Source organism: Mycobacterium sp. NGS48 (assembly GCF_059812585.1).
In genome coordinates this window covers 316,635-340,411 of the sequence record NZ_JCALCY010000001.1, presented here as the reverse complement: position 1 = coordinate 340,411, position 23,777 = coordinate 316,635, and the positions used below count along the sequence as shown (strand labels likewise).

The 23,777-nt window shown below is 66.3% G+C and carries 25 protein-coding genes; 8 read left to right on the top strand and 17 right to left on the bottom strand.

Features of this window, described 5'->3' with window-relative positions:
* Positions 1–80: 80 nt before the first annotated feature.
* From AC5Y42_RS01625 to AC5Y42_RS01610, 4 genes are all read right to left on the bottom strand, one after another.
* A complete protein-coding gene (locus AC5Y42_RS01625) occupies positions 81–830 on the bottom strand; it encodes a phosphoglyceromutase (protein WP_499895272.1) in 750 nt (249 codons plus the stop codon).
* A 23-nt stretch (positions 831–853) separates the two neighbouring features.
* Complete coding sequence (locus AC5Y42_RS01620; protein ID WP_499895270.1) at positions 854–1,360, bottom strand: type III secretion system chaperone family protein; 507 nt, start codon at positions 1,358–1,360, stop codon at positions 854–856.
* A gap of 75 nt (positions 1,361–1,435) precedes the next feature.
* Entirely contained in the window at positions 1,436–2,785 is a 1,350-nt protein-coding gene (gene mshA / locus AC5Y42_RS01615) for a D-inositol-3-phosphate glycosyltransferase (RefSeq protein ID WP_499895827.1), read from the bottom strand.
* Between the two features lie 50 nt (positions 2,786–2,835).
* Positions 2,836–4,125, bottom strand: a complete 1,290-nt coding sequence (locus tag AC5Y42_RS01610) for an ROK family protein (RefSeq protein WP_499895269.1) — start codon at positions 4,123–4,125, stop codon at positions 2,836–2,838.
* A 195-nt stretch (positions 4,126–4,320) separates the two neighbouring features.
* Here AC5Y42_RS01610 and AC5Y42_RS01605 point away from each other — a divergent pair, with 195 nt between their 5' ends.
* On the top strand, positions 4,321–5,067 hold the full coding sequence (locus tag AC5Y42_RS01605) for an SDR family NAD(P)-dependent oxidoreductase (RefSeq protein ID WP_499895267.1): 747 nt from the start codon (positions 4,321–4,323) through the stop codon (positions 5,065–5,067).
* Here AC5Y42_RS01605 and AC5Y42_RS01600 read toward each other — a convergent pair.
* Both AC5Y42_RS01600 and AC5Y42_RS01595 read right to left on the bottom strand, forming a co-directional pair.
* Positions 5,045–6,364, bottom strand: coding sequence for a L,D-transpeptidase (locus AC5Y42_RS01600; RefSeq protein WP_499895266.1), 1,320 nt, complete (start codon positions 6,362–6,364; stop codon positions 5,045–5,047). The two genes, AC5Y42_RS01605 and AC5Y42_RS01600, sit on opposite strands and share 23 nt — an antisense overlap.
* A 39-nt stretch (positions 6,365–6,403) precedes the next feature.
* Positions 6,404–7,468, bottom strand: coding sequence for a UDP-N-acetylmuramate dehydrogenase (locus tag AC5Y42_RS01595; RefSeq protein WP_499895265.1), 1,065 nt, complete (start codon positions 7,466–7,468; stop codon positions 6,404–6,406).
* 26 nt (positions 7,469–7,494) lie between these two features.
* On the opposite strand from AC5Y42_RS01595, the gene AC5Y42_RS01590 reads away from it, so the two are divergent.
* From AC5Y42_RS01590 to AC5Y42_RS01575, 4 genes are all read left to right on the top strand, one after another.
* The gene (locus tag AC5Y42_RS01590; RefSeq protein ID WP_499895264.1) at positions 7,495–8,001 is read left to right on the top strand and encodes a DUF2505 domain-containing protein; all 507 of its coding nucleotides are present in this window, start codon (positions 7,495–7,497) and stop codon (positions 7,999–8,001) included.
* A gap of 84 nt (positions 8,002–8,085) precedes the next feature.
* Positions 8,086–8,904 (top strand): carbon-nitrogen hydrolase family protein, encoded by an 819-nt coding sequence (locus tag AC5Y42_RS01585; RefSeq protein WP_499895263.1) that lies wholly within the window; start codon positions 8,086–8,088, stop codon positions 8,902–8,904.
* Positions 8,901–9,860, top strand: coding sequence for an LmeA family phospholipid-binding protein (locus tag AC5Y42_RS01580; RefSeq protein WP_499895261.1), 960 nt, complete (start codon positions 8,901–8,903; stop codon positions 9,858–9,860). The genes AC5Y42_RS01585 and AC5Y42_RS01580 overlap by 4 nt, the downstream gene beginning before the upstream one ends.
* Positions 9,861–10,243: 383 nt before the next feature.
* Complete coding sequence (locus AC5Y42_RS01575; RefSeq protein WP_499895260.1) at positions 10,244–10,999, top strand: LmeA family phospholipid-binding protein; 756 nt, start codon at positions 10,244–10,246, stop codon at positions 10,997–10,999.
* Here the strand turns inward: AC5Y42_RS01575 and deoC are convergent.
* From deoC to AC5Y42_RS01545, 6 genes are all read right to left on the bottom strand, one after another.
* On the bottom strand, positions 10,996–11,670 hold the full coding sequence (gene deoC, locus AC5Y42_RS01570; protein ID WP_499895259.1) for a deoxyribose-phosphate aldolase: 675 nt from the start codon (positions 11,668–11,670) through the stop codon (positions 10,996–10,998). The two genes, AC5Y42_RS01575 and deoC, sit on opposite strands and share 4 nt — an antisense overlap.
* Positions 11,670–12,101: a DUF2599 domain-containing protein gene (locus AC5Y42_RS01565; RefSeq protein ID WP_499895258.1), complete on the bottom strand. Its 432-nt coding sequence runs from the start codon at positions 12,099–12,101 to the stop codon at positions 11,670–11,672. The genes deoC and AC5Y42_RS01565 overlap by 1 nt, the downstream gene beginning before the upstream one ends.
* 4 nt (positions 12,102–12,105) lie before the next feature.
* A complete protein-coding gene (locus tag AC5Y42_RS01560) occupies positions 12,106–12,396 on the bottom strand; it encodes a DUF2516 family protein (protein WP_499895826.1) in 291 nt (96 codons plus the stop codon).
* A gap of 92 nt (positions 12,397–12,488) precedes the next feature.
* A complete protein-coding gene (locus AC5Y42_RS01555; RefSeq protein ID WP_499895256.1) occupies positions 12,489–13,097 on the bottom strand; it encodes a heparin-binding hemagglutinin in 609 nt (202 codons plus the stop codon).
* Between the two features lie 78 nt (positions 13,098–13,175).
* A complete protein-coding gene (locus tag AC5Y42_RS01550) occupies positions 13,176–13,577 on the bottom strand; it encodes a helix-turn-helix domain-containing protein (protein ID WP_499887351.1) in 402 nt (133 codons plus the stop codon).
* Positions 13,578–13,680: 103 nt separating this feature from the next.
* Positions 13,681–15,048 (bottom strand): DUF445 domain-containing protein, encoded by a 1,368-nt coding sequence (locus tag AC5Y42_RS01545; protein WP_499895824.1) that lies wholly within the window; start codon positions 15,046–15,048, stop codon positions 13,681–13,683.
* A 112-nt stretch (positions 15,049–15,160) separates the two neighbouring features.
* Between AC5Y42_RS01545 and AC5Y42_RS01540 the strand changes: the two genes are divergently transcribed.
* Together AC5Y42_RS01540 and AC5Y42_RS01535 are read left to right on the top strand one after the other, a co-directional pair.
* Positions 15,161–15,862 (top strand): TetR/AcrR family transcriptional regulator, encoded by a 702-nt coding sequence (locus AC5Y42_RS01540; protein WP_499895255.1) that lies wholly within the window; start codon positions 15,161–15,163, stop codon positions 15,860–15,862.
* A 28-nt stretch (positions 15,863–15,890) separates the two neighbouring features.
* Positions 15,891–16,901, top strand: coding sequence for a prenyltransferase (locus AC5Y42_RS01535; RefSeq protein ID WP_499895254.1), 1,011 nt, complete (start codon positions 15,891–15,893; stop codon positions 16,899–16,901).
* A gap of 28 nt (positions 16,902–16,929) precedes the next feature.
* Here AC5Y42_RS01535 and AC5Y42_RS01530 read toward each other — a convergent pair whose 3' ends face one another.
* A complete protein-coding gene (locus AC5Y42_RS01530; protein WP_499895252.1) occupies positions 16,930–18,180 on the bottom strand; it encodes a KasA/KasB family beta-ketoacyl-ACP synthase in 1,251 nt (416 codons plus the stop codon).
* A 198-nt stretch (positions 18,181–18,378) separates the two neighbouring features.
* On the opposite strand from AC5Y42_RS01530, the gene AC5Y42_RS01525 reads away from it, so the two are divergent.
* On the top strand, positions 18,379–19,287 hold the full coding sequence (locus tag AC5Y42_RS01525; protein WP_499895251.1) for a cyclopropane mycolic acid synthase family methyltransferase: 909 nt from the start codon (positions 18,379–18,381) through the stop codon (positions 19,285–19,287).
* Between the two features lie 73 nt (positions 19,288–19,360).
* Here the strand turns inward: AC5Y42_RS01525 and AC5Y42_RS01520 are convergent, their stop codons facing one another.
* The 4 genes from AC5Y42_RS01520 to AC5Y42_RS01505 form a co-directional block, all read right to left on the bottom strand.
* Complete coding sequence (locus tag AC5Y42_RS01520) at positions 19,361–20,221, bottom strand: cyclopropane mycolic acid synthase family methyltransferase (RefSeq protein WP_499895250.1); 861 nt, start codon at positions 20,219–20,221, stop codon at positions 19,361–19,363.
* Between the two features lie 132 nt (positions 20,222–20,353).
* Entirely contained in the window at positions 20,354–21,247 is an 894-nt protein-coding gene (locus AC5Y42_RS01515; protein WP_499895248.1) for a 3-hydroxybutyryl-CoA dehydrogenase, read from the bottom strand.
* A gap of 144 nt (positions 21,248–21,391) precedes the next feature.
* A complete protein-coding gene (gene aceA, locus AC5Y42_RS01510) occupies positions 21,392–22,678 on the bottom strand; it encodes an isocitrate lyase (RefSeq protein ID WP_499895246.1) in 1,287 nt (428 codons plus the stop codon).
* Positions 22,679–22,958: 280 nt separating this feature from the next.
* Positions 22,959–23,753 (bottom strand): acyl-ACP thioesterase domain-containing protein, encoded by a 795-nt coding sequence (locus tag AC5Y42_RS01505; RefSeq protein WP_499895245.1) that lies wholly within the window; start codon positions 23,751–23,753, stop codon positions 22,959–22,961.
* Positions 23,754–23,777: the final 24 nt, after the last annotated feature.

The window sequence follows — 23,777 nt, the reverse complement described above, 5'->3', positions numbered from 1 at the left end:
CCATGTATTCGACCGCCGTTTACGCGGCGTTCGCCAAAAGCGGGTCCGACCACGCTCGCCGGTAAGCCACTGGAGTAGCGCTACCGGCGGCCTTGGCCGGCGACCGCGGCCGCCCCGGCGGCCGCCGCTTCGGGGTCGAGGTAGCTGCCGCCGGCCAGGGTGGGCCGCAGGTCGGCGTCCAAGTCGTAGCGCAGCGGAATCCCGGTCGGAATGTTGAGTCCGACGACCTCCTCGTCGGACATCCCGTCCAGGTACTTCACCAGCGCGCGCAGCGAGTTGCCGTGCGCGGCGATCAGCACGGTCTTGCCCGACCGCAGGTCGGGCACGATGACGTCGGTGAAGTACGGCAAAAATCGGGCCACCACGTCAGCCAGGCATTCAGTCAGCGGGCCGCCACCGATATCGGCGTAGCGCGGGTCGGTGTCCTGGCTGAACTGGCTGCCCTGCTCGATCGGCGGTGGCGGGGTGTCGTAGCTGCGGCGCCACGTCATGAACTGCTCCTCGCCATACCGTTCCTTGGTCTCGGCCTTGTCCAGCCCCTGCAGCGCGCCGTAGTGGCGTTCGTTGAGCCGCCAGGTGCGCCGCACCGGGATCCAGTGCCGGTCTGCGACGTCGAGTGCCAGATTCGCGGTGGTGATGGCCCGTCGCAACAGCGAGGTATAGAGCACGTCGGGCAGCAGGTCGTGTTCAACCATCAGCTCACCGCCGCGGATCGCCTCGGCGCGGCCCTTGTCGGTCAGGTCGACGTCGACCCAACCGGTGAACAGGTTGAGGGCGTTCCATTCGCTCTCGCCGTGGCGAAGCAACACCAGCGTGGCAGTGTCTCCCATGCCGGCAAGTCTCTCACGGGCGCTTAGTCGTCTTCGTCGTCAATGAGGTGGGCGAACGCTTCCAGGTTCTTCAGCGACTCCCCCCGCGACACCCGCCACTCCCACTCTTTCTGAATCGAGGACCGGAAACCCAACTCCAGCAACGTGTTGAAGTCCGAATCCACCGCCTCGAGTACCTGCCCCAGCACCCGGTCGATCTCGGCGGCGTCCACCGATGCCAGCGACATCCGACCTACCAGGTAGATGTCGCCGACGTTGTCGAGCGTGTAGGCGACCCCGTAGAGGCGGCGATTGCGTCTCAGCAGGAACCGGTAGACCCCCTCGTGGTTCTCGTCGGGTTTGCGGCACACGAAGGCCTCGACCCGCACCGAGTGCTCGCCGATGCTCAGGATGGTGTTGGTCTTCAGTTTGCGTTCCCCGGGCAACTCCACGATCAGCCCGGGCAACCCGCCGTGCGCCCCCTCATGCCGCGAATACGTCAGCTGGCTGGAGTCCAGCGCATCCTCGATCACCCGCTGAACGTCAGTCATGGCGCCACTCTCCCCCGCAAGCGGGGGGACCCCCACGATCCCCCTTCACGCCAGCATCATCGTCGTCGGCCCGAGTCACGGCGCGGCTCGCAGTCCCCGCCGTGGCGCCCAGCGCCGGACTCGCCGCGCCGATGCCAGCTCATGCACCGGACGACGCGTAGTGAACTCGCTGATCGCGCGGCGGTAGCTGGCCAGCAGCGCATCGACGGTGTTGTCCCAGGAGAACGTGGCCGCGTGCTCGACCGCCGCGCGGCTCAAGGCCGCGGCCCGCGGTCCGGCGCTCAGTTGCAGCAACTCGTCGATTGCATCGGCCCATAGGTCGACGTCGTGACCGGACACCAATGTTCCGCTGACCCCGTCGCGCACCGCCACCGGCAGTCCGCCGACGGCGGCGGCCACCACCGGTGTTCCGCACGCCTGCGCCTCCACGGCGACCAGGCCGAACGACTCCGAATAGCTGGGCACCGCCACCAGGTCAGCGGCTTGGAACAACCTGGCCAGTTCCACACGCGACTGCGGCGGTAGGAACGTCACCCGCGCGGTGATACCCAATTCGTCGGCCAGCCGAACCAGCCCGTCGGGCGCGGCCAAACCGCTACCAGATGGCCCGCCGGCCACCACGATGCGCACCCGCGGCAGTCGCGCCGCGGCGCGCAGCAGAATATCGGGCGCCTTCAGCGGCTGAATCCGCCCGACGAAGGCCACCACCTGCTCGTCGAGCGGCAGGCTCAGCGCAGCACGGGCAGCGCGCCGGTCACCGGGCCGAAACACGTCCAGATCGACACCGGGGTGGGCGATATCGACAGCGGCCGGGTCGGCTTGATGCAGCGAAACCAGTTGCGCGGCTTCGTCTTCGGTGTTGACGATCAACCGGTCGGCCTCGTCGACAACCTGCTGCTCGCCGACAGAGCGCAGCGGAGGCTCGGGCGCGTCGCCGTCGGCCAGCGCCGCGTTCTTGACCGCGGCCAGCGTGTGCGCGGTATGCACCAGTGGCACCGCCCAACGGTCACGGGCCAACCAGCCGACCTGCCCCGACAGCCAATAGTGCGAGTGCACGATGTCGTAGTAGCCCGGTTCGTGGGCGGCTTCGGCGCGCAGTACCCCGGCCGCGAACGCACACAACTGGGTGGGCAGGTCGTATTTGTCCAGCCCCTCGAATGGGCCGGCCACCACGTTGCGCACCAGCACGCCCGGCGCCACCGGCACGATCGGCGGGTCGGTGGACGCGGTGGCTCGAGTGAAGATCTCTACCTGCACACCCCGCCGCGCCATATGCAGGGCGGTCTGCAGCACATAGACGTTCATTCCGCCGGCATCCCCGGTGCCCGGCTGGGCCAGCGGGGATGTGTGCACCGACAGCACCGCCACCCGCCGCAGACCGGTCAACTCCGCGGCGTCCGGCCGGTGGGGCTCCAATCGGGAAATCTCAGTCGGAGGCACCCCGTCATCTTTGCAGCACCACCCGACGTCCCACGTCAGGCCGACGACTCGTGGTCGGTATCTATCAGTGCCGAACCGGGCACCCCGGCCCGGCGCATCGCGCCGAGCGGATCGGCGTAGAGCCCGCCCAGCGACACGATGCCGGCGCCGGCCTCCTGGACCCGGTTGCCGAACGCGGTGACCCGGATGTCGCGCGGCGGCAGCACCGAGCGTGCCGCGAACGCCGCCTCCACTTGCGCCATACCCTCCGGATACTCGGTAAACGCCTGCCCGCCGACGACCAGATCGTCCGGGTTGAGCAGGTCACGCAGCAGCGCGACCGCTTCACCGAGTACGCGGGCCCGCTCCGTCAGCAGGTCTTTGGCCTGCTGGTTGCCGTTACGTGCGACCCGCAGCAGCTCGGTGACCGTGCCGGTGGCACCGCCGGCGCGGGCGGCGGGCAGAATCCGCAGTCGCCGCGCGGCGGCCAGCACTGCTTCGTCGCTGACGGTGGATTCCAGCTGCCCGGACCCGCCAAGCAGTTCCGAAGCCGCGGGCAAGTTCGCGATGGTGCCCGGCCCGCTCGCCGGACTGTGCACCCGCCCGCCGATCACCAGTGCATAGCCCACGGTCTCGCGGGCGTAGACGTACAAGCTGGTCGAAGTGCTGGCAGCCAACCGGCGCATGCCGAGCAGCAACTCGGCTCCCGCCATGGTGTCGACATGGGAGGCCACCGACACCGGCAGACCCAGCGTGTCGGCGAACACCGGGCCCACCGGCGCCTCCCGCCAGCCCAGCCGGGGATGGTCGACGTGCCCGCTGGCGCCGTCGACCGCCCCACCGATGGCCACCCCGACCCAGAGCGGGCGACGCCGATGCCAGCGCCTCAGGTACCGGCTGGCGCCGTCGGCCAGCGAGGCCAGGGCAGGTGCCTGGCCGCTGCGCGGCGTGGGCGTCTCGACGGCGTCCAGCGTCCGCCCGAACAGGTCGGTGGCCACAATGCTGGTGGTTCGCGCACCGATGTGGATGCCAAGTGTCATGAACGGTTCGTGGTTGATCTCGACGGGCACCCGCGGACGGCCGATCGCGCCCGCCACGGCAAGATCCGCGCGCTCTCGCAGTAGTCCGACGTTCAGCAACGCGATCACCTGGCGATTCACCGTGGCGATGCTCAGCGAGGTGGTCTGCGCGATGACGTCGCGGCCGATCGGCCCGCGCAGCCGCACGGCCCGGAATACCGAGGCCGCGGCGGTGTCGGACAGGTGCAGCGACGGCGTCACGACGTGGCGCATTCGCAGCGACGGCCGACTGCTATGGGGTGAGGCGGTGAGAGCGGTTGTGCGCACGGGGTGTGTCCTTCTCCGGGATCCGATGGCGAGGTCTGGCCGCACTCCGGCTTCGGTTGTTGGGAAGGCCGGTCAGGCGCGGCAAACTGCGCGGCGACAACACGCGCAGTCCGCGAACAGACACGCGGACGTCAGACCGAACAATGCGCTCAGGTACACACTGAGGAATTTAGCACGGTTACTAAAGTCGTTCCGATGAGATCAGCGGAGTCAGGCCAGCGCATCGCCGTGGTCACCGGGGCCAGCGCCGGGATCGGTCAGGCGACCGCGCGAACCCTCGCTGCCCAGGGCTTCCACGTCGTGGCGGTGGCGCGGCGGGCCGACCGGGTCACCGCGCTGGCCGATGAGATCGGTGGCACCGCCGTGGTCGCCGACGTCACCGACGATGCTGCCGTCGAGGCGCTGGCGGGGCAGTTGGACCGGGTCGACGTGCTGGTCAACAACGCCGGCGGCGCCAAGGGCCTGGAGCCGGTGGCCGACGCCGACCTGGCGCACTGGCGGTGGATGTGGGAGACCAATGTGCTCGGCACGCTGCGAGTCACCCGCGCATTGCTGCCCAAACTGATCGCGTCCGGTGATGGCCTGATTGTCACCGTCACGTCGGTGGCGGCATTGGAGATCTACGACGGCGGCGCCGGCTACACGGCCGCCAAACACGCGCAGGGGGCGCTGCACCGCACGCTGCGCGGCGAGTTGTTGGGACAGCCGGTGCGGCTCACTGAGATTGCGCCCGGCGCCGTCGAAACAGAGTTCTCGCTGGTGCGATTCGGCGGTGACCAGCAACGCGCCGACGCCGTCTACACGGGGATGACGCCGCTGGTGGCCGCCGACATCGCCGAGGTGATCGGGTTCGTGGCGTCCCGCCCGTCGCACGTCAACCTCGACCAGATCGTGATCCGGCCGCGCGATCAGGCCACCGCTAGCCGCCGGGTCGGGCGCTAGTGGTCGGGGTGCCCGACAACGTGGGCGCATCCTTGGGGGTAGCGGGCGCGCTGCGCGGCATCGACGCCGGCGACGGCTTGGACCCACTGGCCGGCGGCAGCGCCGACATCCCCACCCAGCTGTCCCAGTCCACCGCCCAGTCCCAGATGTCGCCGTCGGCGTAGGACAGCTCGATCCGGCTCCCGGTCACCTCGACCGGGTCCCCGTAGATGGCGCTGCTGAAGTACTGCTCGGCGTCGCCCGTCGACAGGTTGACGCAGCCGTTGGTGACGTTCGAATTGCCTTGTGCGCCAGAACTTGCCGGGTTGGCGTGGATGAACTCGCCGTTGTTGGAAATGCGCACGGCCCAGCGTTCGTGGATGTTGCTGTAACCGGCGGCGGGGTTGGACATGTAGAAGTCGGCGTATTTCTCGCTGACCACGTGGATGCCGTTGCGGGTGACGTTGCGCGCCTTGTCGCCTTCGCCGTAGCTGCACGGGAAGTCCATGATGACGCCTTCGTCTCTGACCACCTGGATGCGGTGCGACGAGATTTCGGCTTTGACCACCTGACGACGGCCGATCTCGAAGTTCAAGCTCATGTCCTGCTTGCCGTAGGCGCCATCGCCGAATTCCAGCCCGTACAACTTGGCGTCGACGTTGACCTTGGTGCCCGCCGGGTAGTACTCGCGGGTGCGCCAGTGCACGCGCGCTCCGGCAGCCTCGTCGGGCAGCCATGCCCAGCTGCCCTCGACCGGCGGGTCGGTGGTGACCTTTAGCGCCCGCTCGACTGCCGCCTTGTCCGCGATCGGCGCGTCGAACTGGATGATGATCGGCGCGGCGACCCCGACGGTCTGCCCATCGGCGAGCTGGAAGCCGCCGTCGACCTGCTTGGTGGGGGTAACGGTGATGAACTTCCCGGCGACCGGGACCGCCTTGCCGTCGTGGCCGACCACCGAACCGCTCCAGGTGTAGGACGCGTCGTAGCCAAGCGGCTCGGTGATGGTGTAGACGGTGCGGTCGCGGTTGAGTGCCCCGGCCACCGCCTTGCCGGTGGTGTTCGTCAACGCCACCTTCTGGAACCAGCCGTTGCGCACCTCGACGCTGATCGGCGCAGTGGGCACCACATCCTCGGCCTTGTCGGCCGGCCGGAACGTCAAACTGGCCGCCGGCGGTGGTTTGGCCTTTTCCGATTGTTTGCTTGATCCCCCGACACAAGCCGCCAAAAGGTTCGGCGCGAACATCCCCACCGCCAGCGTCGTCAAGGCCCGGCGCCGGTTGATCGGCGGCAGGTCACGCGCTGTGTTCACGACACACAAAGATACCGGCGAAAACGACCTACCCCGTGCACGCGCGCGCTACAGGACGCAGCCGACCAGCACCGGTTCGGGCATCAATGTGATGCCAAACACATCGCGGACTCCGTCGCGCACGGTGCGGGCCAGCGCCAGCACGTCCGCGGCGGTGGCACCACCACGGTTGGTCAAAGCAAGCGCATGCTTGGTCGACAGCCGGCAGGCCGCCCCCGCGGCACCTGGATAGCCTTTGCCGAAGCCGGCTTGCTCGACTAACCAGGCGGCGGCCAACTTCACGCCGTCCGGCGCCGGATAGTGCGGCACCGGACGATCCGCTTCGTCCGTCAGCCGCTGGTAAACCTCCGGCGCGACAACCGGATTGGTGAAAAACGATCCCACGCTCCAGGTGTCGTGGTCGGCTGGGTCGAGCACCATGCCCTTGCGAGCCCGCAGCGCCAGCACTGCTTTTCGCACCGCCGTGGGCTCGGCCGGTTGGCCTGCCGTCGCGCCCAGCGCGGTGACCAGCTCGCCGTAGCGCAGCGGCGCGCTGCGGCCGGCGGCATCCAGCGCGAACTCCACTTCCAGTACGACGGCCGCCTCGGAGTGCTTGAGCACGCTGGTGCGATAGCCGAAGCGCAGTTCGCCGGGCACCGCCCAGTGCACCTCGCCGCTGCGCCGATCCAGCAGCCGCACCCGGGTGATGGTGTCGGCCACCTCCGCCCCGTACGCACCGACGTTTTGCACCGGGGTCGCGCCCGCCGAACCGGGGATGCCCGACATGCATTCCAGCCCGCCCAGACCGTGCTCGATAGACGCGGCGACGACGTCATCCCACTTTGCACCGGCCTCGACCCGCACGATGTTGCGGTCGATATGAACGTTGTTGGCGGCCAATCGAATTACCGTCAGATCGGTCAGCGCATCAGCGATCACCACGTTGGAACCACCGGCTAATACCAGCAGCGGGCGACACTCTTCGGCGTCCAATTGGCGCAGCGTGGTGATCACCTGCTCGGTGCTCGAGCAGGTGATGACGCGCTGCGCAATCGGGCCGACCCGCAAGGTAGTCAGCGGCGCCAGCGGCACCTTCTCGGCGACATGCGCACCGGCGAACAACGTTCCCGCCACGGGCGGTAACGGTAGCGTGATTTGCTATGCCGCGTTCATTCGACATGTCCACGGACTACGGGGCCACCGTCGAAGAGGTTCTTCGAGCATTCAGCGACGAGGCGTATTGGCTGGCCCGGCTGGCCGATTCGGGCGCCGACGACGCGACGCTGGACTCGATGCGCGTCGAGGACGGCACGATCGACGTGATCACCACCCAGGTGCTGCGCAGTGACCGGCTGCCGGGGGTGATCACTCAGTTTCACCGCGGCGATCTATGCATCCGCCGCGAGGAGACCTGGGACCCGATCGGCAACGGCGCCGCCACCGCCACTGTGGTCGGCTCGATCCTGGACGCGCCGGCCGCACTGACCGGTGACGCGGTGCTGGAACCGGTGGCCGAGTCGGGCGGTGCGCGGTTGAAATTCCGGGCCACCGTCGAAGTTCGGATCCCGCTCGTCGGCGGGAAACTGGAGAACTTTATCGGCAGCCAGCTCGTCGAGTTGTTGATCGCCGAGCAGCGCTTCACCACCATGTGGATCACCAACCCGTGAGCACGCCGAGCGTCGAGTTGTTGGGCGATTTGACGCATTTCTGCCCGACAAGTCGACGTTCGGCAAGGTTTTAGGCTGGCAGGCATGCGGATTGCGGCTGCCCAGATCCTCAGTGGCACCGACCCGGCAGCCAACCTGCAGCTGGTGGACGACTACACCGGCCGCGCCGCCGACGCCGGCGCGGCGCTGGTGGTGTTTCCGGAGGCCACGATGTGCCGGTTCGGTGTGCCGCTGGCGCCGGTCGCCGAGCCGGTCGACGGGCCGTGGGCCGACGGTGTGCGCCGGATCGCCGCCGACACGGGCATCACCGTGATCGCCGGCATGTTCACCCCCGCCGACGACGGCCGGGTCACCAACACGTTGCTCGCGGCCGGCCCGGGCACCGATACCCACTACGACAAGATCCACCTCTACGACGCCTTTGGATTCACCGAGTCGCGCACCGTCGCGCCGGGCCGTGAACCGGTGCTGATCGACGTCGACGGGATCGGGGTGGGGCTGACCACCTGTTACGACATCCGGTTTCCCCAGCTGTACACAGCGCTGGCGCGCCGCGGCGCTCAGCTGATCGCCGTCGCCGCGTCGTGGGGTTCCGGCCCGGGAAAGCTCGAGCAATGGACGTTGCTGGCCCGCGCCCGCGCGCTGGACTCCACCAGCTACGTCGTCGCGGCCGGGCAGGCCGACCCCGGCCGGCAACTGAGCGGCTCGGGCGCCCCGACCGGAGTGGGCGGCAGCCTGGTGGTCTCGCCGTTCGGCGAGGTCGTGGCCGCCGCAGCCGCCGACCCGCAGCTGCTGGTCGCCGATATCGACCTGGACCGCGTGCAAGCCGCCCGTGACACCATCGCGGTGCTGCGCAACCAGGCCGACTTCGCTGACGCCGATGAGGCAGAATCGCCCGGGTGACGAATCCGCAGGAACCACCGCACAACGGCCCGTCGATATGGGCTCGCCCCGGCAGTGAAGGTGGTTCTGCGCAACCGTCCCCACCGGATCAGGCCGACTCGCCGCCGCCGGTCCACGACCAGCCGACTGCCGGGATTCAGCCCCCTTACTCGGAGGACGCCCCCACCGAGTCAACGTCGCGACTGCCGCCGTCGGAGGGCGCACCAGTGAAGAACAGGCGCCGTTGGCTGCGCGACCCGGTTTCGGTCGTTTTGGTGCTCGTGATCGTGGTCGCGCTGACGATCGCCGGGCTGGTCGGTGGCGAAATCTACGCTCGCCATCGGGCCGACAGTGTGGTGGCCGCGGCGACCGAATGCGTTGTGCACGACAAGGTCAGCGTGTCGTTCGGTCCCACTCCGTTTTTGCTGCAGCACATCATGGGCCACTATCGGGATATCTCGATTCACACCGCAGGCAACCAGGTCCGTGACGCCAAGGGGATGAAGGCCGACATCCTGATCGATGACGTCGACCTGCACGGCGACGCGAACTCGAAGGGCACAATCGGGTCGCTGGACGCCAGCATCACCTGGACGTCCGACGGCATCAAGGAAACCGTGGCGGATTCCATTCCCTTCGTGGGCGGCCTGGTCAACAGCGTCGCCACCAACCCCAGTGCCGGCACGATCGAACTCAACGGCGGGCTGGGCCTGGGCAGCGTCACCGTCAAACCGCAGGTCGCCGACAACGGGCTATGGCTGCAGGTCGTCAGAGTCGCCGCGATGGGCGTCACGGTGCCAAGCGAGACCGCGCAATCGGCGCTGGACATCTTCGCCTCCCGGCTGACCAACAACTATCCGTTGGGTATCCATGCCGACAGCGTGCAAGTCACCGAAGATGGTGTGGCGGCCCACTTTTCGACGCGCGACGCCGCTATCCCACCCGGGCAATCCGATCCCTGCTTCGCGAACCTGTGACCATTTTCAGATTTCGTTCAGCTCGGTAAGGCACAATCGCGCTGGTGACGACACCGCAAGGACCTTCGGGCGGCGACCCGTCAAAATGGGCTCGCCCGTCAGGGCCGTCTGGTCGGCCGCGGCCAGGTCCAGGCCCCTCCCAATCCCCCACCGAACGAATTCCCCGGCGGGGGCGCCCGCAGCCGCCGCCCCCGCCGAACCGGCCGCAGCCAACCGGTCCGCCTCCCCCGCCGCCGCGGCAGGCCGGGCCGCCACCGCATCAACAGCCGGGGCGTCCGCCGCAACCTCAAGCGCGCCAACCGGCCCCGGGGCCCAACCGACCGGAGCCGGCCACCACGAAGCTGCCCACCCCAGCGGAGTCCAAAGAGCCCAAAAGCAAGCCAATGAACGTGTTAACCCGATTTTCCGGCAATCGGACGTCGATCCTGCTGATCCTGGTGATTGTGCTGCTCGTGGTGTTCGCCGGACTGATCGGCGCCGAGTTGTACACCCGCCACACCGCCGACAGCAAGGTGGCCAACGCGGTGCAGTGCGAGGTGCAGGACAGCGCCAAGGTGTCCTTCGCCGCCACGCCGCCGGTGCTGTGGCAGTACATCAACAGCCACTACACCAACATCTCCGTGCAGACCGCCGGCAATCAGATCCGCAGCGCCAAGGGCATGACGCTCAACCTGAACATCCATGACGTCAACCTGAACGGCAGCGGCAATTCCAAGGGCACAATCGGGTCGCTCAACGGCACGATCACTTGGTCGACGGACGGCATCAAAGAGTCGATCCAGGACGCCATCCCGGTAATCGGCAACCTGGTGACCAGCAAAGTCACCGCCAATCCGAGCGACGGGACCATCAAACTGAAGGGCCTGCTGGACAGTGCCACCGTCAAGCCGCAGCTCGCCGACAACGGGGTTTCGCTGCAGGTGGTCGACCTGAAAGCGCTGGGCTCCACGATGTCGACGGATACGGTGCAAAAGAACCTCGACGACCTCACCTCCAAGGCGACCAAGAATTACCCGCTGGGTATCCACGCCGACAGCGTGAAGGTCACCGATTCGGGAGTCGAGGCCACGTTCTCGACGCAAAACGCGGCTATCCCGGCGTCGTCGTCCAGTCAGGACTCCTGCTTCGACAACCTCTAGTCCAGCCCGTCGAGCACGGCGCGGGTGCCAGACAAGCCGAGTCGAGTGGCGCCCGCGTCGAGCATGGTGATCGCGTCAGCGGCAGTGCGGATGCCGCCGCTGGCTTTGACCCCGAGGCGTCCACCGACGGCGTCGGCCATCAGTGCCACAGCGGCCGCCGACGCGCCACCGGCCGGATGAAAGCCGGTCGAGGTTTTGACGAAGTCGGCGCCGGCGTCCTCGGCAGCGCGGCAGACCGCGACCAGCATGCGCTCATCGGCCAGTGCCAGCAGAGCAGCTGACTCCACGATCACCTTGAGCAGCGCGGTTGGCACCGCGGCGCGCACGGCGGCGATCTCCGATCGCACGGCGTCGACGTCACCGCCAACGGCCGCGCCGACGTCGATCACCATGTCGATCTCGCTGGCACCGGAAGCCACCGCCAGGGCCGCTTCGCGGGCCTTCACTTCTGCCAGATGCTTACCGGACGGAAAACCGGCGACGGCGGCTACCCGGACATCGCCTGCGCGGACTGCGATCGGGACCATCGACGCAGAGACACAGACGGCGCAGACGCCCAATTCGACCGCTTCGGCGACGACAGCGGCCACGTCGGCGGCGGTGGCTTCCGGTTTGAGCAGCGTGTGGTCGACGAGCGCCGCCACCTGCCGGCGGGTCGGTCGGCTCGGCACTAGAACGGTCCTTCCCAGCCGCCGGGGTTGCAGCCGGAACCGATCATCTCGGTCGGGTCGACAACCGGCCGCCACGGCTCCAGATTCCAGCTGGTCTTACCGGGCTGTACGAACTCCGCCACCTGCCAGTGGCACACAAACTGTTCGCGCATACCAGGGGTGTCGGCGTTGGGCGCTCGGCTCACGACCTCGAACCAGGCTTCGTCAGTGGCCGCGTTGTCGGTGACGGCCTGCCTGGCAGCGGCGCGCGCCGCCGCGGTCGGGTAGACGCGCAGGCTGGACTGCCGGCCCCATTGCACCCATTCGGCGTGGTCCACAAACGGCGGTGCGTATCCGGGCGTCGACGGCCCCGCAGCGCCCGGGTCGGCGGCCACCGGCGCGGCGATCAGCAGCGCGGGAAGTGCCGCCGCCGGCACAGCGAGCGCTCGCATCCGACTAGCGCGATTTACCTTGAACTTCAAGAAGTTTGGGCCGAACGTCGACCAGGTAGATACCCGACGCACAGGCAGCGGCGGCCAGACCCAGCACGCCGAGAAGGAAAACCAGCAGGGTGGCCGCTACGATACCGGCGCCCAGGATTCCCAGCCACGCCGGCTTGGTGAGCTTGCCCGCCGCGGTGTAGGCGTCAGGGCGCTGCATTGCCGCGTGCACGAACGCATAGACGGACGTCACCACTACGGCGACTTGCACGATCATCAGGATCGTGCCGACCAAACCTTGGAGCATCACCCTGTAAGCGTATGCGGACGCCCATAAAAACGTCGACTCCGAGTCACCCCAGCAGGGGCAACTCGGAGTCGAGTGGTGGGTGAAGCCGCTTACTTCTGGGTGACCTTCTTGGCCGGAGCCTTCTTGGCCGGAACCTTCTTGGCGGCGCTCTTCTTGGCCGGGGCTTTCTTGGCCGGGGCCTTCTTGGCGGCGCTCTTCTTGGCCGGCTGCTCCTTCTTGGGCAGGTCGATGCCGACCAGCTTGGCGGCACGCTCGCCGACCGCGCGGGTCTGCGTCGCCACGGTGCCCAGCGCCTCCTGGGTCAACTCGACCGCCTGGTCGACGTACCCCTCGGCCCGGGCCGACGCGTCCTCGAAGCCCGCCTGGCTGCGCAACCGCGCCAGGGCGGCCTCGCCCCGCTCGACCAGCTCGTTGTAGCGACTGGTCGCGGCCTCGACGTAACCCTCGGCGGCCGTGCGCAGCTCCTCGGAGGTGAACCGCTCACGCAGCTCACGCAGCTGCTCGGGCAGGTCCTCCTGCAGCTTGGTCAGGCGGGCGCGGCTCTCCTCGACGCGACTGCGGGTGTCGGTGCGGGTCTCCCCCGCGCGCTCGCGCAGCTCGGCGAGCAGGTCGTTGACGGTGGCCAGGGCCAGGTCAGCGGCGCCCAGCGCGGCAAGCAGCGGGGCCTTCAGATCGTCGATGGTCGGGTTGTCGGCCATGGTGTTTCCCTTTCGTGGATCGTTTACATGTTGGCGGACAGATGTTTGGCATACCCAAACGTCATGGATTAGGCAGCATCAAGCAGGCTCAGCAGACTTGGTCTCCTCACGGGCGGCTTCGTTTTGTTGCACGAAGGACGTGTAAATGTCGAGCAGAACCTGTTTCTGCCGTTCGCTGATCGCCGTGTCGGTAACGATGGCGTCGCGGACTTCGCTGGTCGCGCTGGGCTCAAGAATCCCGGCCTGCACGTAGAGCACTTCGGCAGACACCCGCAGCGCCTTGGCGATCTGGTTGAGCACGTCAGCGGAGGGTTTACGCAAGCCACGCTCGATCTGGCTGAGGTACGGGTTGCTGACACCGGCCTTCTCCGCTAACTGCCGCACCGACACCTGCGCCGCCTCGCGCTGCGTCCTGATGAAACTGCCGATGTCTGACGCAGCAGTCGACACCACTGCGGCAAGTTTCTCCTCCTGCTGCATCAGTGGCTCCTTAGTTCATTTGCCCGGCGGCGTCGGTCGTCGGTGCTGACGGGCACTACAGTAGAACCAAGTGCTAACTTTTGCAAGCACTAGTTAGCACAACTCAGAACATGAGCTGGGCGATCGCATAAATCGCCAGGCCAGCCAGCGAACCCACCACGGTGCCGTTGATCCGGATGAATTGCAGATCGCGGCCGACGTGCAATTCGATGCGGCGGCTGGCCTCCTGGGCGTCCCACTGCTCGATGGTGTCGGTGATGATGGCGGTGATCTCCACCCCGTATTGCGAGACCAGGTGCTGCGCGGCGCGCACGATCCAGTTGTCCACTTTGTCGCGCAGGTCGGCGTCGTCGCGAAGCGATTCGCCGATACGCACCACGGCATCGGTGATGCGGGTACGCAGCGCACTGGACGGATCGTCGACGCCCTCGAGCACCAGCCGTTTCAGCGTCTTCCAGGCGGTCGCAGCGGCGTTGGTGACCTCGTCGCGGGCCATCAGTTGGTCCTTGACGGCCTCGGCCCGGGCGATGGTGGCCTCGTCGTGCTGCAGATCGTCGGCGAACTCGAAGAGAAAGCGGGTGGCCGAGCGACGCAACTCGTGGAAGGGGTCGCGGCGTACCTTGTCGGTGAAATCCATCAGCTCGCGGTGGATGCGATCGCCGACCAAGTGGTCGACGAACCGCGGCGACCAGCTTGGCGAGTCACGCTCAACCACCCGTTGGATCACCTCTCCGGCGTTCAGCGACCACTGGAACGCCCGGTCGGCCAGCAACTGGATGAGCGCCTCCTGCCGGTGCTCGGCCAGCAAGGTGGACAGCACCCGGCCCGCCGGCGGACCCCATTTCGGCTCGGCGATGCGCCGCACGATCATCCGGTCGATGACCTGCTGAACGTCCTCGTCGCGCAGCAGTTCCACCAGCACCCGCAGCACCGTGCCCGTTTCGGTGGCCACCCGCTGGGCATGAGAGGTCTCCGACAGCCACTTGCCCAGCCGTCCGGCGATCTGACCATCCCGCAGCTTGGTCTCGACGACCGGCGGCGACAGGAAGTTCTCCCGGATGAAAGTCCCAAGACTCTCGCCGAGCTGGTCTTTTTTGCGCTTGATGATCGCGGTGTGCGGAATCGGGATACCGAGCGGATGCTTGAACAGCGCGGTGACCGCGAACCAGTCCGCCAGTGCACCGACCATGCCCGCTTCCGCGGCCGCACCGACATAACCCACCCACGTGGGGGCGGTGCCGCCGGTCTGGGCCCACCGGCAACCCAGGAAGACCGCGGTGGCGCCGACGAGAAAGCTCAGCGCCACGACTTTCATCCGGCGCAGTCCCCGGCGCCGCTCAGCGTCTGCCTGCGGGTCGGCCCCGGCGAACGACTCCGCCAGCGACGCGGCGGTTCGGCGCGCCCTCGTCGGCAGCGGGATCAAGTCCGTCACGGCCGGGCGGGCCGCCGGATTAGCTCGATGTACCACCAGACCATCATCCGCTATCAGGTATCTAATGCGCGAAGTAACTGTTACCGCCCTCAACTGCAGAGCAGTACTAACCAGTAGTATCGAGGGCGTCGAGTGATGGGAATCAGCAATAGTGGCACAGCAGGCCCCGGCCGGGACCCCAAAGACCGATGGCCGGAAGCGACGATGGCACCAGCACAAGGTGGAACGTCGCAATGAGTTGATCGACGGGACCATCGAGGCAATCCGACGGCGCGGGCAATACGTGAGCATGGACGAGATCGCCGGCGAAATCGGGGTCTCCAAAACTGTCCTGTACCGATATTTCGTCGACAAGAACGACCTGACGACCGCGGTGATGATGCGGTTCGCGCAGATCACGCTGATCCCCAACATGGCTGCGGCGCTGTCGTCGAATCTGGACGGCTTCGACCTGACTCGCGAGATCATCCGGGTATACGTCGACACCGTCGCGGCCGAACCCGAGCCCTACCGGTTTGTGATGGCGAACAACTCGGCCGGCAAGAACAAGGTGGTCGCCGACTCCGAACGGATCATCGCTCGCATGCTCGCCGTGATGCTGCGACGCCGGATGAAGCCGGCGGGGATGGACCTCGGCGGCGTCGAGCCGTGGGCGTACATGATCGTCGGTGGCGTGCAACTGGCCACCCACTCCTGGTTACTGAACCCGCGGATGAGTGCCGACGAGCTGATCGATTACCTGACAATGCTGAGTTGGAATGCGCTTGTCGGGATCGTCGAGGTCGGCGGGTCGCTGGAGGACTTTCGGAATCAACCGCATCCCTCGCCGGTCGTGCCCGTCCGCCCGCGCTAAGGCCCTAATCTCGGGCTAGTCTCGAGTGATGTCCGAGGTGAAGACCCGCTCGCGACTGCGGTCCTGGGCTTACGCATTGCGGACCACCAATCCGCCACCTGACGGACCGGTCGATACCGTCACCCGCTGGATCGTCGTCACCCGCGCGGCGGTGCTGCCGATGACCCTGTTCGCGGGCCTGGTCGCCGCGCTGTTGGCGATCGGCAAGCCGGACCTGGATTGGCGCTGGCTGGTTCTCGCGATCGTCGGAATCACGTTGGCGCACATCGCGAATAACTTGATGAACGACCTGTACGACACGCAGACCGGCACCGACAGCGAAAACTATCCGCGTGCGCTCTACGCGCCGCATCCGGTGCTTTCGGGGCTGGTCAGTCGTCGCACCCTGCTGGTGGCAATCGCCGTCGTGAATGTGGCCGACCTGGCCATCCTGATCGTGCTGACGTGGGCGCGCGGTTGGCCGGTGGTGGCGTTTGCGCTGTCCGGCTTCCTGCTGAGCGTCGCCTACACCGCCCCGCCGGTGCGGCTGAAGAAGCGCGGGCTAGGCGAGCCCGACGTCTTCGTCGTCTGGGGTCCGTTGATGGTCTGCGGAACGTACTACTCCGCGGTCGGGACGGTGGACTGGGAGGTTGTGCTGGCGTCGCTGCCCTATGGGCTGCTGTGCACGACGGTGCTGATGGGCAAGCACATCGACAAAATCCCCTACGACGAGCCGTTGGGCATTCGCACGCTGCCGGTGATGCTCGGCGAAGCCCGCGCCCGTGCGGCCACGCTGGGAATGATGGCCGGCTTTTATCTCCTGGTCGTCGCCGCAGTACTGGCGAAAGCGATGCCCTGGCCGGCATTGCTCGTCGTGTTCGCGCTGCCCCGACTTGTCAAGGTGTGGCCGTATTTTCGTCGCCCGCCGCCTGAGTCGCCGCCGGAGGGGTTCCCCGTGTGGCCGCTGTGGTATGCGGCATTGGCCTGGGTGCACGTGCGTCAGGTGGGCGCCCTGCTGGTGGTGGGCCTGGCGATCGGCGCGCTGCTGCGGGCCATCTGAAGCTGCGGCTATCCACGCACTTTCGGTCTCAATATCTTCCGAACGCCAGCGCGACATTTTGACCGCCAAAACTGAACGAATTACTGATCGCATACTCGTAGTGGCCAGGTCGCGGCTCACCGACCACCACATCGAGATCGATATCCGGATCAAGATTGCGCAGGTTCAAAGTCGGCGGGACGGTGCCGTCCCGCAGTGCCAATACGGTCAGGATCGACTCCACCGCACCGGCCGCCCCGATCGAATGGCCCAGCGCAGCTTTCGGCGCGTAGACCGCAGGCCGGTGGGCGCCCAACGCCTTATTGATTGCCTTCGCTTCAGCCAGGTCTCCGACTGCGGTGCCGGCGGCATGGGCGTTGACGTGGTCGATGTCGGACGACGTCAGCCCGGCGAGATGGATCGCACGGGTCATCGCGTGGCCGGCCCGTTCGGCATTGGGATCGGGCGCCACCATGTCGTAGCCATCTGAGGTGATGCCGGCGCCCATCATCCGGCCAAAGATATTGGCGCCGCGGGCCTTTGCGTGGTCCTCGGTCTCAACCACCAGCAGCGCACCGGCTTCGCCGAACACGAATCCGTCGCGATCCTGGTCGAACGGACGGCACGCACCGGCGGGGTCGTCGTTGTTCGTCGAAAGCAGGCCCAACTGGCTGAACGCCGCGCTGGGAACCGCTTCGATTCTGGTCTCGACGCCGCCGCAGATCGCGATGTCGGCTTCACCGAGCACGATGCTGCGCCACGCATGGGCGATGGCCTCGGCGCCGGCGGCGTCGGCGGATACCGGGGTAGAGACGCCGGCTTTGGCACCCCGTTCCAGCCCGACCGCCGCCGCCGCGGCGTTGGGCATGGCCTGCTGCACGCCCAGCGGACCTATCGCCCGGATACCACGCTCGCGCATGTCGTCGTAAAAGACGACCATCTCCTCCGTCGAACCCATCCCGGTGCCGATGCAGACCATCAAACGGGTGACGTCGACGTCGGGCGAGCCGGCGTTGGCCCAGACGCGCCGGCCGAGCACCGTCGACATCTTCTGCAGAAACAAGAACCGGCGCAGTTCTACCCGCGTCAGTTCGTGGTCGAAATCCTCGAGCAGATGCCCGCCGATACGAACCGGTAGGTCGAACTGCTCGACGAATTGATCATCGAGCTTGCGGATTCCGCTCTGTCCGTCCAGCAGCTTCTTCCACGTGCTGTCGGCGTCGGTTGAGAGGGCGGTGGTCATTGCGACACCGGTGACAACCACATCGGGGAAACCATTTCCGGTCGAGAACTCGGCCATGGCGCTGCTTCGTTCCTTTCCCTCGATGGCCCTTCCAATACCACCCACTTACCCCGGCCTGATACCGGTCAAGCGTAAACCTGGCCGTGGTTCGCGCCGCCGCGAACGGAGCCTCACTTACCCCTCACTGCGGGGTCGTCCTCGATCCTGCGGGGGCACGATTGCCGGGGTTCGAGCGGCCGTATAGGGTCGGCGCCTATGAGTGGGGTAAAGGGCACGGGGGAAACCGAACTGAAGCCGGATGTCGACAACGTCCAGTCGCACTATGACCGGTCGAACGAGTTCTTCAAGCTGTGGCTCGATCCGTCGATGACCTACAGCTGCGCGTACTGGGAAGATGGGGCCACGACGCTGGAAGAAGCTCAGCACGCCAAACGTGACCTGGCTCTGGGCAAGCTGGGGCTGGAGCCCGGCATGACGCTGCTCGACATCGGCAGTGGCTGGGGTTCGACCATGCGGCACGCGATCGAGAAGTACGACGTCAACGTCATCGGTCTGACGCTGAGCGAGAACCAGATGGCGCACTGCCGGCAAAAATTCGACGAGATGGACTCGCCGCGGTCCAAAGAGGTGCGGCTGCACGGCTGGGAAGAGTTCGACCAACCGGTCGATCGCATTGTGTCGCTGGGCGCGTTTGAGCACTTCGCCGACGGGATCGGCACCTACGAGCGCTACGCCGACTTCTTCAAAATGTGCTACAACGTGTTGCCCGACGACGGGAAGATGCTGCTGCACACCATCGTGGTGCCGTCGGCCGAGGAGGGCGAAAAGCTCGGGCTGAAGAGGACGATGTCGCTGATGCGGTTCATCAGCTTCATCCGCAAAGAGATCTACCCGGGCGGCCGCTTGCCGCAGGTCGACATCGTCGACAAGTACGCCACCGAGGCTGGTTTCGACATCACCCGGCGCCACTTCATTGGCAAGAACTACGTCCGCACCCTGGACACGTGGGCCAAGGCACTCGAAGCGCACAAGGACGAGGCGATCGAGCTCAAGGGCGAGCAGATGTACGAGACCTTCATCAAGTACCTGACCGGCTGCCGCGAGCTGTTCCGCGACGGTTACACCAACGTCTGCCAGTTCACCATGGAAAAGAAAGCCGCCTAACCGCCATTGGTGGTCGGCCTGAGCTGATCAGCCTCGGCTGCTCAGCCTTGCGCTTTGCAGCGCATGACCTTTGCTATTTGGTCAGGGTGAATTGCGCGACGTCGGTGATGCCCCGCCGCATGAAGTCCGCGCACCCGGTCAGGTAGCGCATGAAGCGTTCGTACACCGCTTCGGACTGGACGGCGATGGCGCGATCGCGATTGGCCTGCAGGTTAGCCGCCCACGTGTCCAACGTCCGTGCGTAGTGCGGGCGCAAATTCTCGATTTGCTCGACTGAGAATCCGGCACCCTGTGAAAATTCGAGAATGTCCTCTTGGGAGGGCATCTGGCCGCCGGGGAAGATCTCCTGGCTGATGAACCGCATGAACCGCAAATCGGTCATTGTCACTGGAATGTCATGCTCATGCCAATACGTCCATGGATGCGTGAACAGGCTGTGCAATAACATCCGGCCGTCGTCGGGCATGATGTCGCGGGCGCGCTCAAAGAATGCGGCATACCGTTCCTTTTTGAACGCGTCAAAGGCCTCGACGGTGATGATCCGGTCGACCTTCTCGTCGAATTCTTCCCAGCCTTGCAGCCGCGCCTCCGCGGTGCGCTTCGTCGGGATGCTGGCCAGTTTGGCCTTGCTGTAGTCGCACATATTGCGGCTGAGCGTGATGCCGATGACGTTGACGTCGTATTTCTCGACCGCCCGGACCAGCGCTCCGCCCCACCCGCAGCCGACGTCGAGCAGCGTCATGCCAGGCTCGAGGTTCAGCTTGTCCAGGGCCAGATCCAGCTTCGCATTCTGGGCTTCTTCGAGCGTCATGTCGTCGCGCTCGAAGTATGCGCAGGTATACGTCATCGTGGGGTCAAGGAACAATGAAAAGAACTCATCGGAAAGATCGTAGATCGCTTGGGACTCTTCGTAGTACGGTCTTAGTTTCGTCATTTCCATCAGTTACCTATCGCACGCTTTGGACCCTCTGGGGATAGCACCTTACCGTAGCTGTGAGCGACGGTACGACCCCATCCGAAGGATGTGGCGCGCACCGCAACTCTGGTCAGTTCGGAATGCCCGGCTCTAGTAAGAGTAGAAGCCCTGCCCGGATTTTTTGCCCAACAGGCCCGCCTCGACCATGCGCAATAGCAGCGGCGGCGGGGCGTACTGCGGCTCCTTGAATTCCTCGAACATCTTGTCGGCGATCAGCTTGCACGTGTCCAGGCCGACCAAGTCGGACAGCCGCAGCGGCCCCATCGGGTGGGAGAGCCCGGCAACCACGGCCTTGTCGACATCTTCGACGCTGGCGAAGCCGGCCTCGACCATCCGGATCGCCGACAGCAGATAGGGCACCAGCAGCGCGTTCACCACGAAGCCGGACCGGTCCGAACAACGCACCACCTGCTTGCCCAACACCTCACTGGCGAATTGCTCGGTGCGGGCTGCGGCGGCTTCGTCGGTGACCAGCGTGCAGACCAGTTCGACCAGGGGCAGCACCGGCACCGGATTGAAGAAGTGCAACCCGAGCACTCGCCGCGGGTTCTTCGTCGCCGCGGCCAGCTTCATGATCGGAATGCTTGAGGTGTTCGACGCCAGCACCGCCTCGGGGTCGGTGATGGTGTTGTCCAGTTCAGCGAACAAGCCGGCCTTGACGGTCTCGTCCTCGATGACGGCCTCGATCACGAGTTGGCGGTCGGCAAGGTCCTTGAGGTCGGTGGTGAAGGTCAGCAAAGCGGCGGCGTCGTCACGTTCGCGTTCGGTGATCTTGCCCGCGCTGACGCCGCGGTCCAACGACTTGGCGATGCGATTACGTCCGGCGGTCACGAGTGCTTCGGTGGTTTCGAAGACCGTCACGTTGACGCCGGCGCGTGCGGACACCTCCGCGATCCCGGCGCCCATCTGTCCGGCTCCGACGACACCTACTCGTTCGATCGACACAGTGTTCCTTTCACACTTCTTTGCCCCTGACGGGCGCATGGCAGCGACAGGCCCCGCCCAACATCGCCGGGCGGGGCCTGTGCTGTCAACTTGACGGCGTCCTCAGGTCGCGAGCGTGCGCAGAACCGGGATTCCGCGCGGCGTGTCGACCGCCGACACGCACACTCGCGCGAAAGGGGGGCCTCAGTGGAACTGGCCCTCTTCGGTCGAGCCGGTCAGCGCCGTCGTCGACGACGTCGGGTCGACGGTGGTGGCGATGCGGTCGAAGTAACCCGCACCCACCTCGCGCTGGTGCTTGGTCGCGGTGTAGCCCCGCTCCTCGGCCGCGAACTCGCGCTCCTGCAGCTCGACGTAGGCGCTCATCTGGTTGCGGGCATACCCGTAGGCCAGGTCGAACATCGAGTAGTTGAGTGCGTGGAAGCCGGCCAGCGTGATGAACTGGAACTTGAATCCCATTGCGGCAAGCTCCTTTTGGAACTTGGCGATGGTCGCATCGTCGAGATGCTTGCGCCAGTTGAACGACGGCGAGCAGTTGTAGGCCAGCATCTGGTCGGGGAACTCCGCCTTGACCGACTCGGAGAACTTCTTGGCGAGCTCGAGGTCGGGCGTGCCGGTCTCCATCCAGATCAGGTCCGCGAACGGCGCGTAGGCCTTGGCCCGGGCGATGCACGGGTCGATGCCGTTGCGGGTGCGGTAGAAGCCCTCGCGGGTGCGCTCACCGGTGATGAACGGCTGGTCGCGCTCGTCGACGTCGGAGGTGATCAGCGTCGCCGCCTCGGCGTCGGTGCGGGCGATGACCACGGTGGGGACGTCGCACACGTCGGCGGCCAGCCGGGCCGAGGTCAGCGTGCGGATGTGCTGCTGGGTCGGGATCAGCACCTTGCCGCCCAGGTGGCCGCACTTCTTCTCGGAGGCCAGCTGGTCTTCCCAGTGCGAGCCCGCGACGCCGGCCGCGATCATCGCCTTCTGCAACTCGAAGACGTTGAGCGCGCCACCGAAGCCGGCCTCGCCGTCGGCGACGATCGGCGCCAGCCAGTTCTTCACCGAGGTGTCGCCCTCGACTTTGGCGATCTGGTCGGCGCGCAGCAGCGCGTTGTTGATCCGGCGCACGACCTGCGGCACCGAATTGGCCGGATACAGGCTCTGGTCGGGGTAGGTGTGACCGGACAGGTTCGCGTCACCGGCGACCTGCCAACCGGACAGGTAGATGGCCTTCAGGCCGGCGCGAACCTGCTGCACCGCCATGTTTCCGGTCAGCGCGCCCAGCGCGTTGATGTACTCCAGGTCGTGCAGCTGCTCCCAGAGCACCTCGGCGCCCCGGCGAGCCAGCGTGTTCTCCTCGACGACGTGGCCCTGCAGCGCCACCACATCCTCGGCGTTGTAGGTGCGGGTGGCATCCTTCCACCGCGGGTTGGTGTCCCAGTCGTGCTGGATTTGCTCGGCGCTCTTCGGCGTGCCAACGGTCGACATTGCGGTGCTCCTTGAGGTTCGTCACCGCCGCGGAAAGACCCGAGTGGTTTCCAGGTTTGTTAACTCCGCAGCGGCTTCACTGGTTTGCTAAATCGAAGATGGCACAGATTAGCTCCGCAGGTCCACCCGTTTAAGTTGCCAAGTTTGGCTAGGACTTTGCGCCCATTTGCGAAGCTTGCGAAGCCTGGGTTTTCTGAACCGTTTCAGTAGTTACCCGCCGGTAACCCGATTGCGCAGGTCAATGCACATGTTTGCCGAGACCGGCGGGGCCGGCGGCTGGTCAGAGCGCGAAGAGCGCGGCGACCGCTTTGGTCTCGTCGCCGACCGCGTATGTGAGCGTTGTAACAGTGCGATCCACCAGGCCGGCACCGAATCGCTCGGTGGATCCGGGCGGGTGGATGTGCGAGATGATCTCCAGTTTGTCGCCCAGTGAGACCGGGGCGTCGTGCTCGATCGCCACCCGCAGCGGCGCCTTCAGCATGTCCAGGTGTGACGACAGGTAGTCCTCGATCACGCTCCAGTACACCGAGTTGTTCATGTGGTTGAACAAGTCGATGTCGGTGACCCGGACCGGATACTCGTGGATTTCGACGGCGTCCTCACGGTCCCCGGCGGTCAGATACGCCTTCCAGCGCAGGCGGTCGACGCTGGTCGTGCGCCGCAGGCCCGCGATGAAATCGTCGGCGATCCGCGCCGGGCCTTGAGTTTCGCGATTGATGTTGATCCAGAACGCCTCGGACTCCATCAGCCCGCCCTTGCGGCCGTCGATGCGGACCCGCATCTCACACCACCGATTGGACGTGCCCGAACACCACCGGCGCATGCGCAGCATGTCCTGGAACTCCACCGGGCGGACCAGGTCGACCACGGTGCGCCGGACTATCCATAACGGGTGGGTGTCTTCGAAGCCCAGTTCGCGCAGGTGGTCCTGGCCGATGTCCTGGATGTGCCGGGCGGCCGCATCGAAGCGTAGCCGGCCTTCGCGGTCGATGTCGGCAACACGCAGCGGCCATTCCCGGTCGAAGACGTCGGGGTGCCCGTCCGGCACCGGCATCAATGTTTTGTCCAGGCTCACGATTTACTCCCCGATTACTCCCCA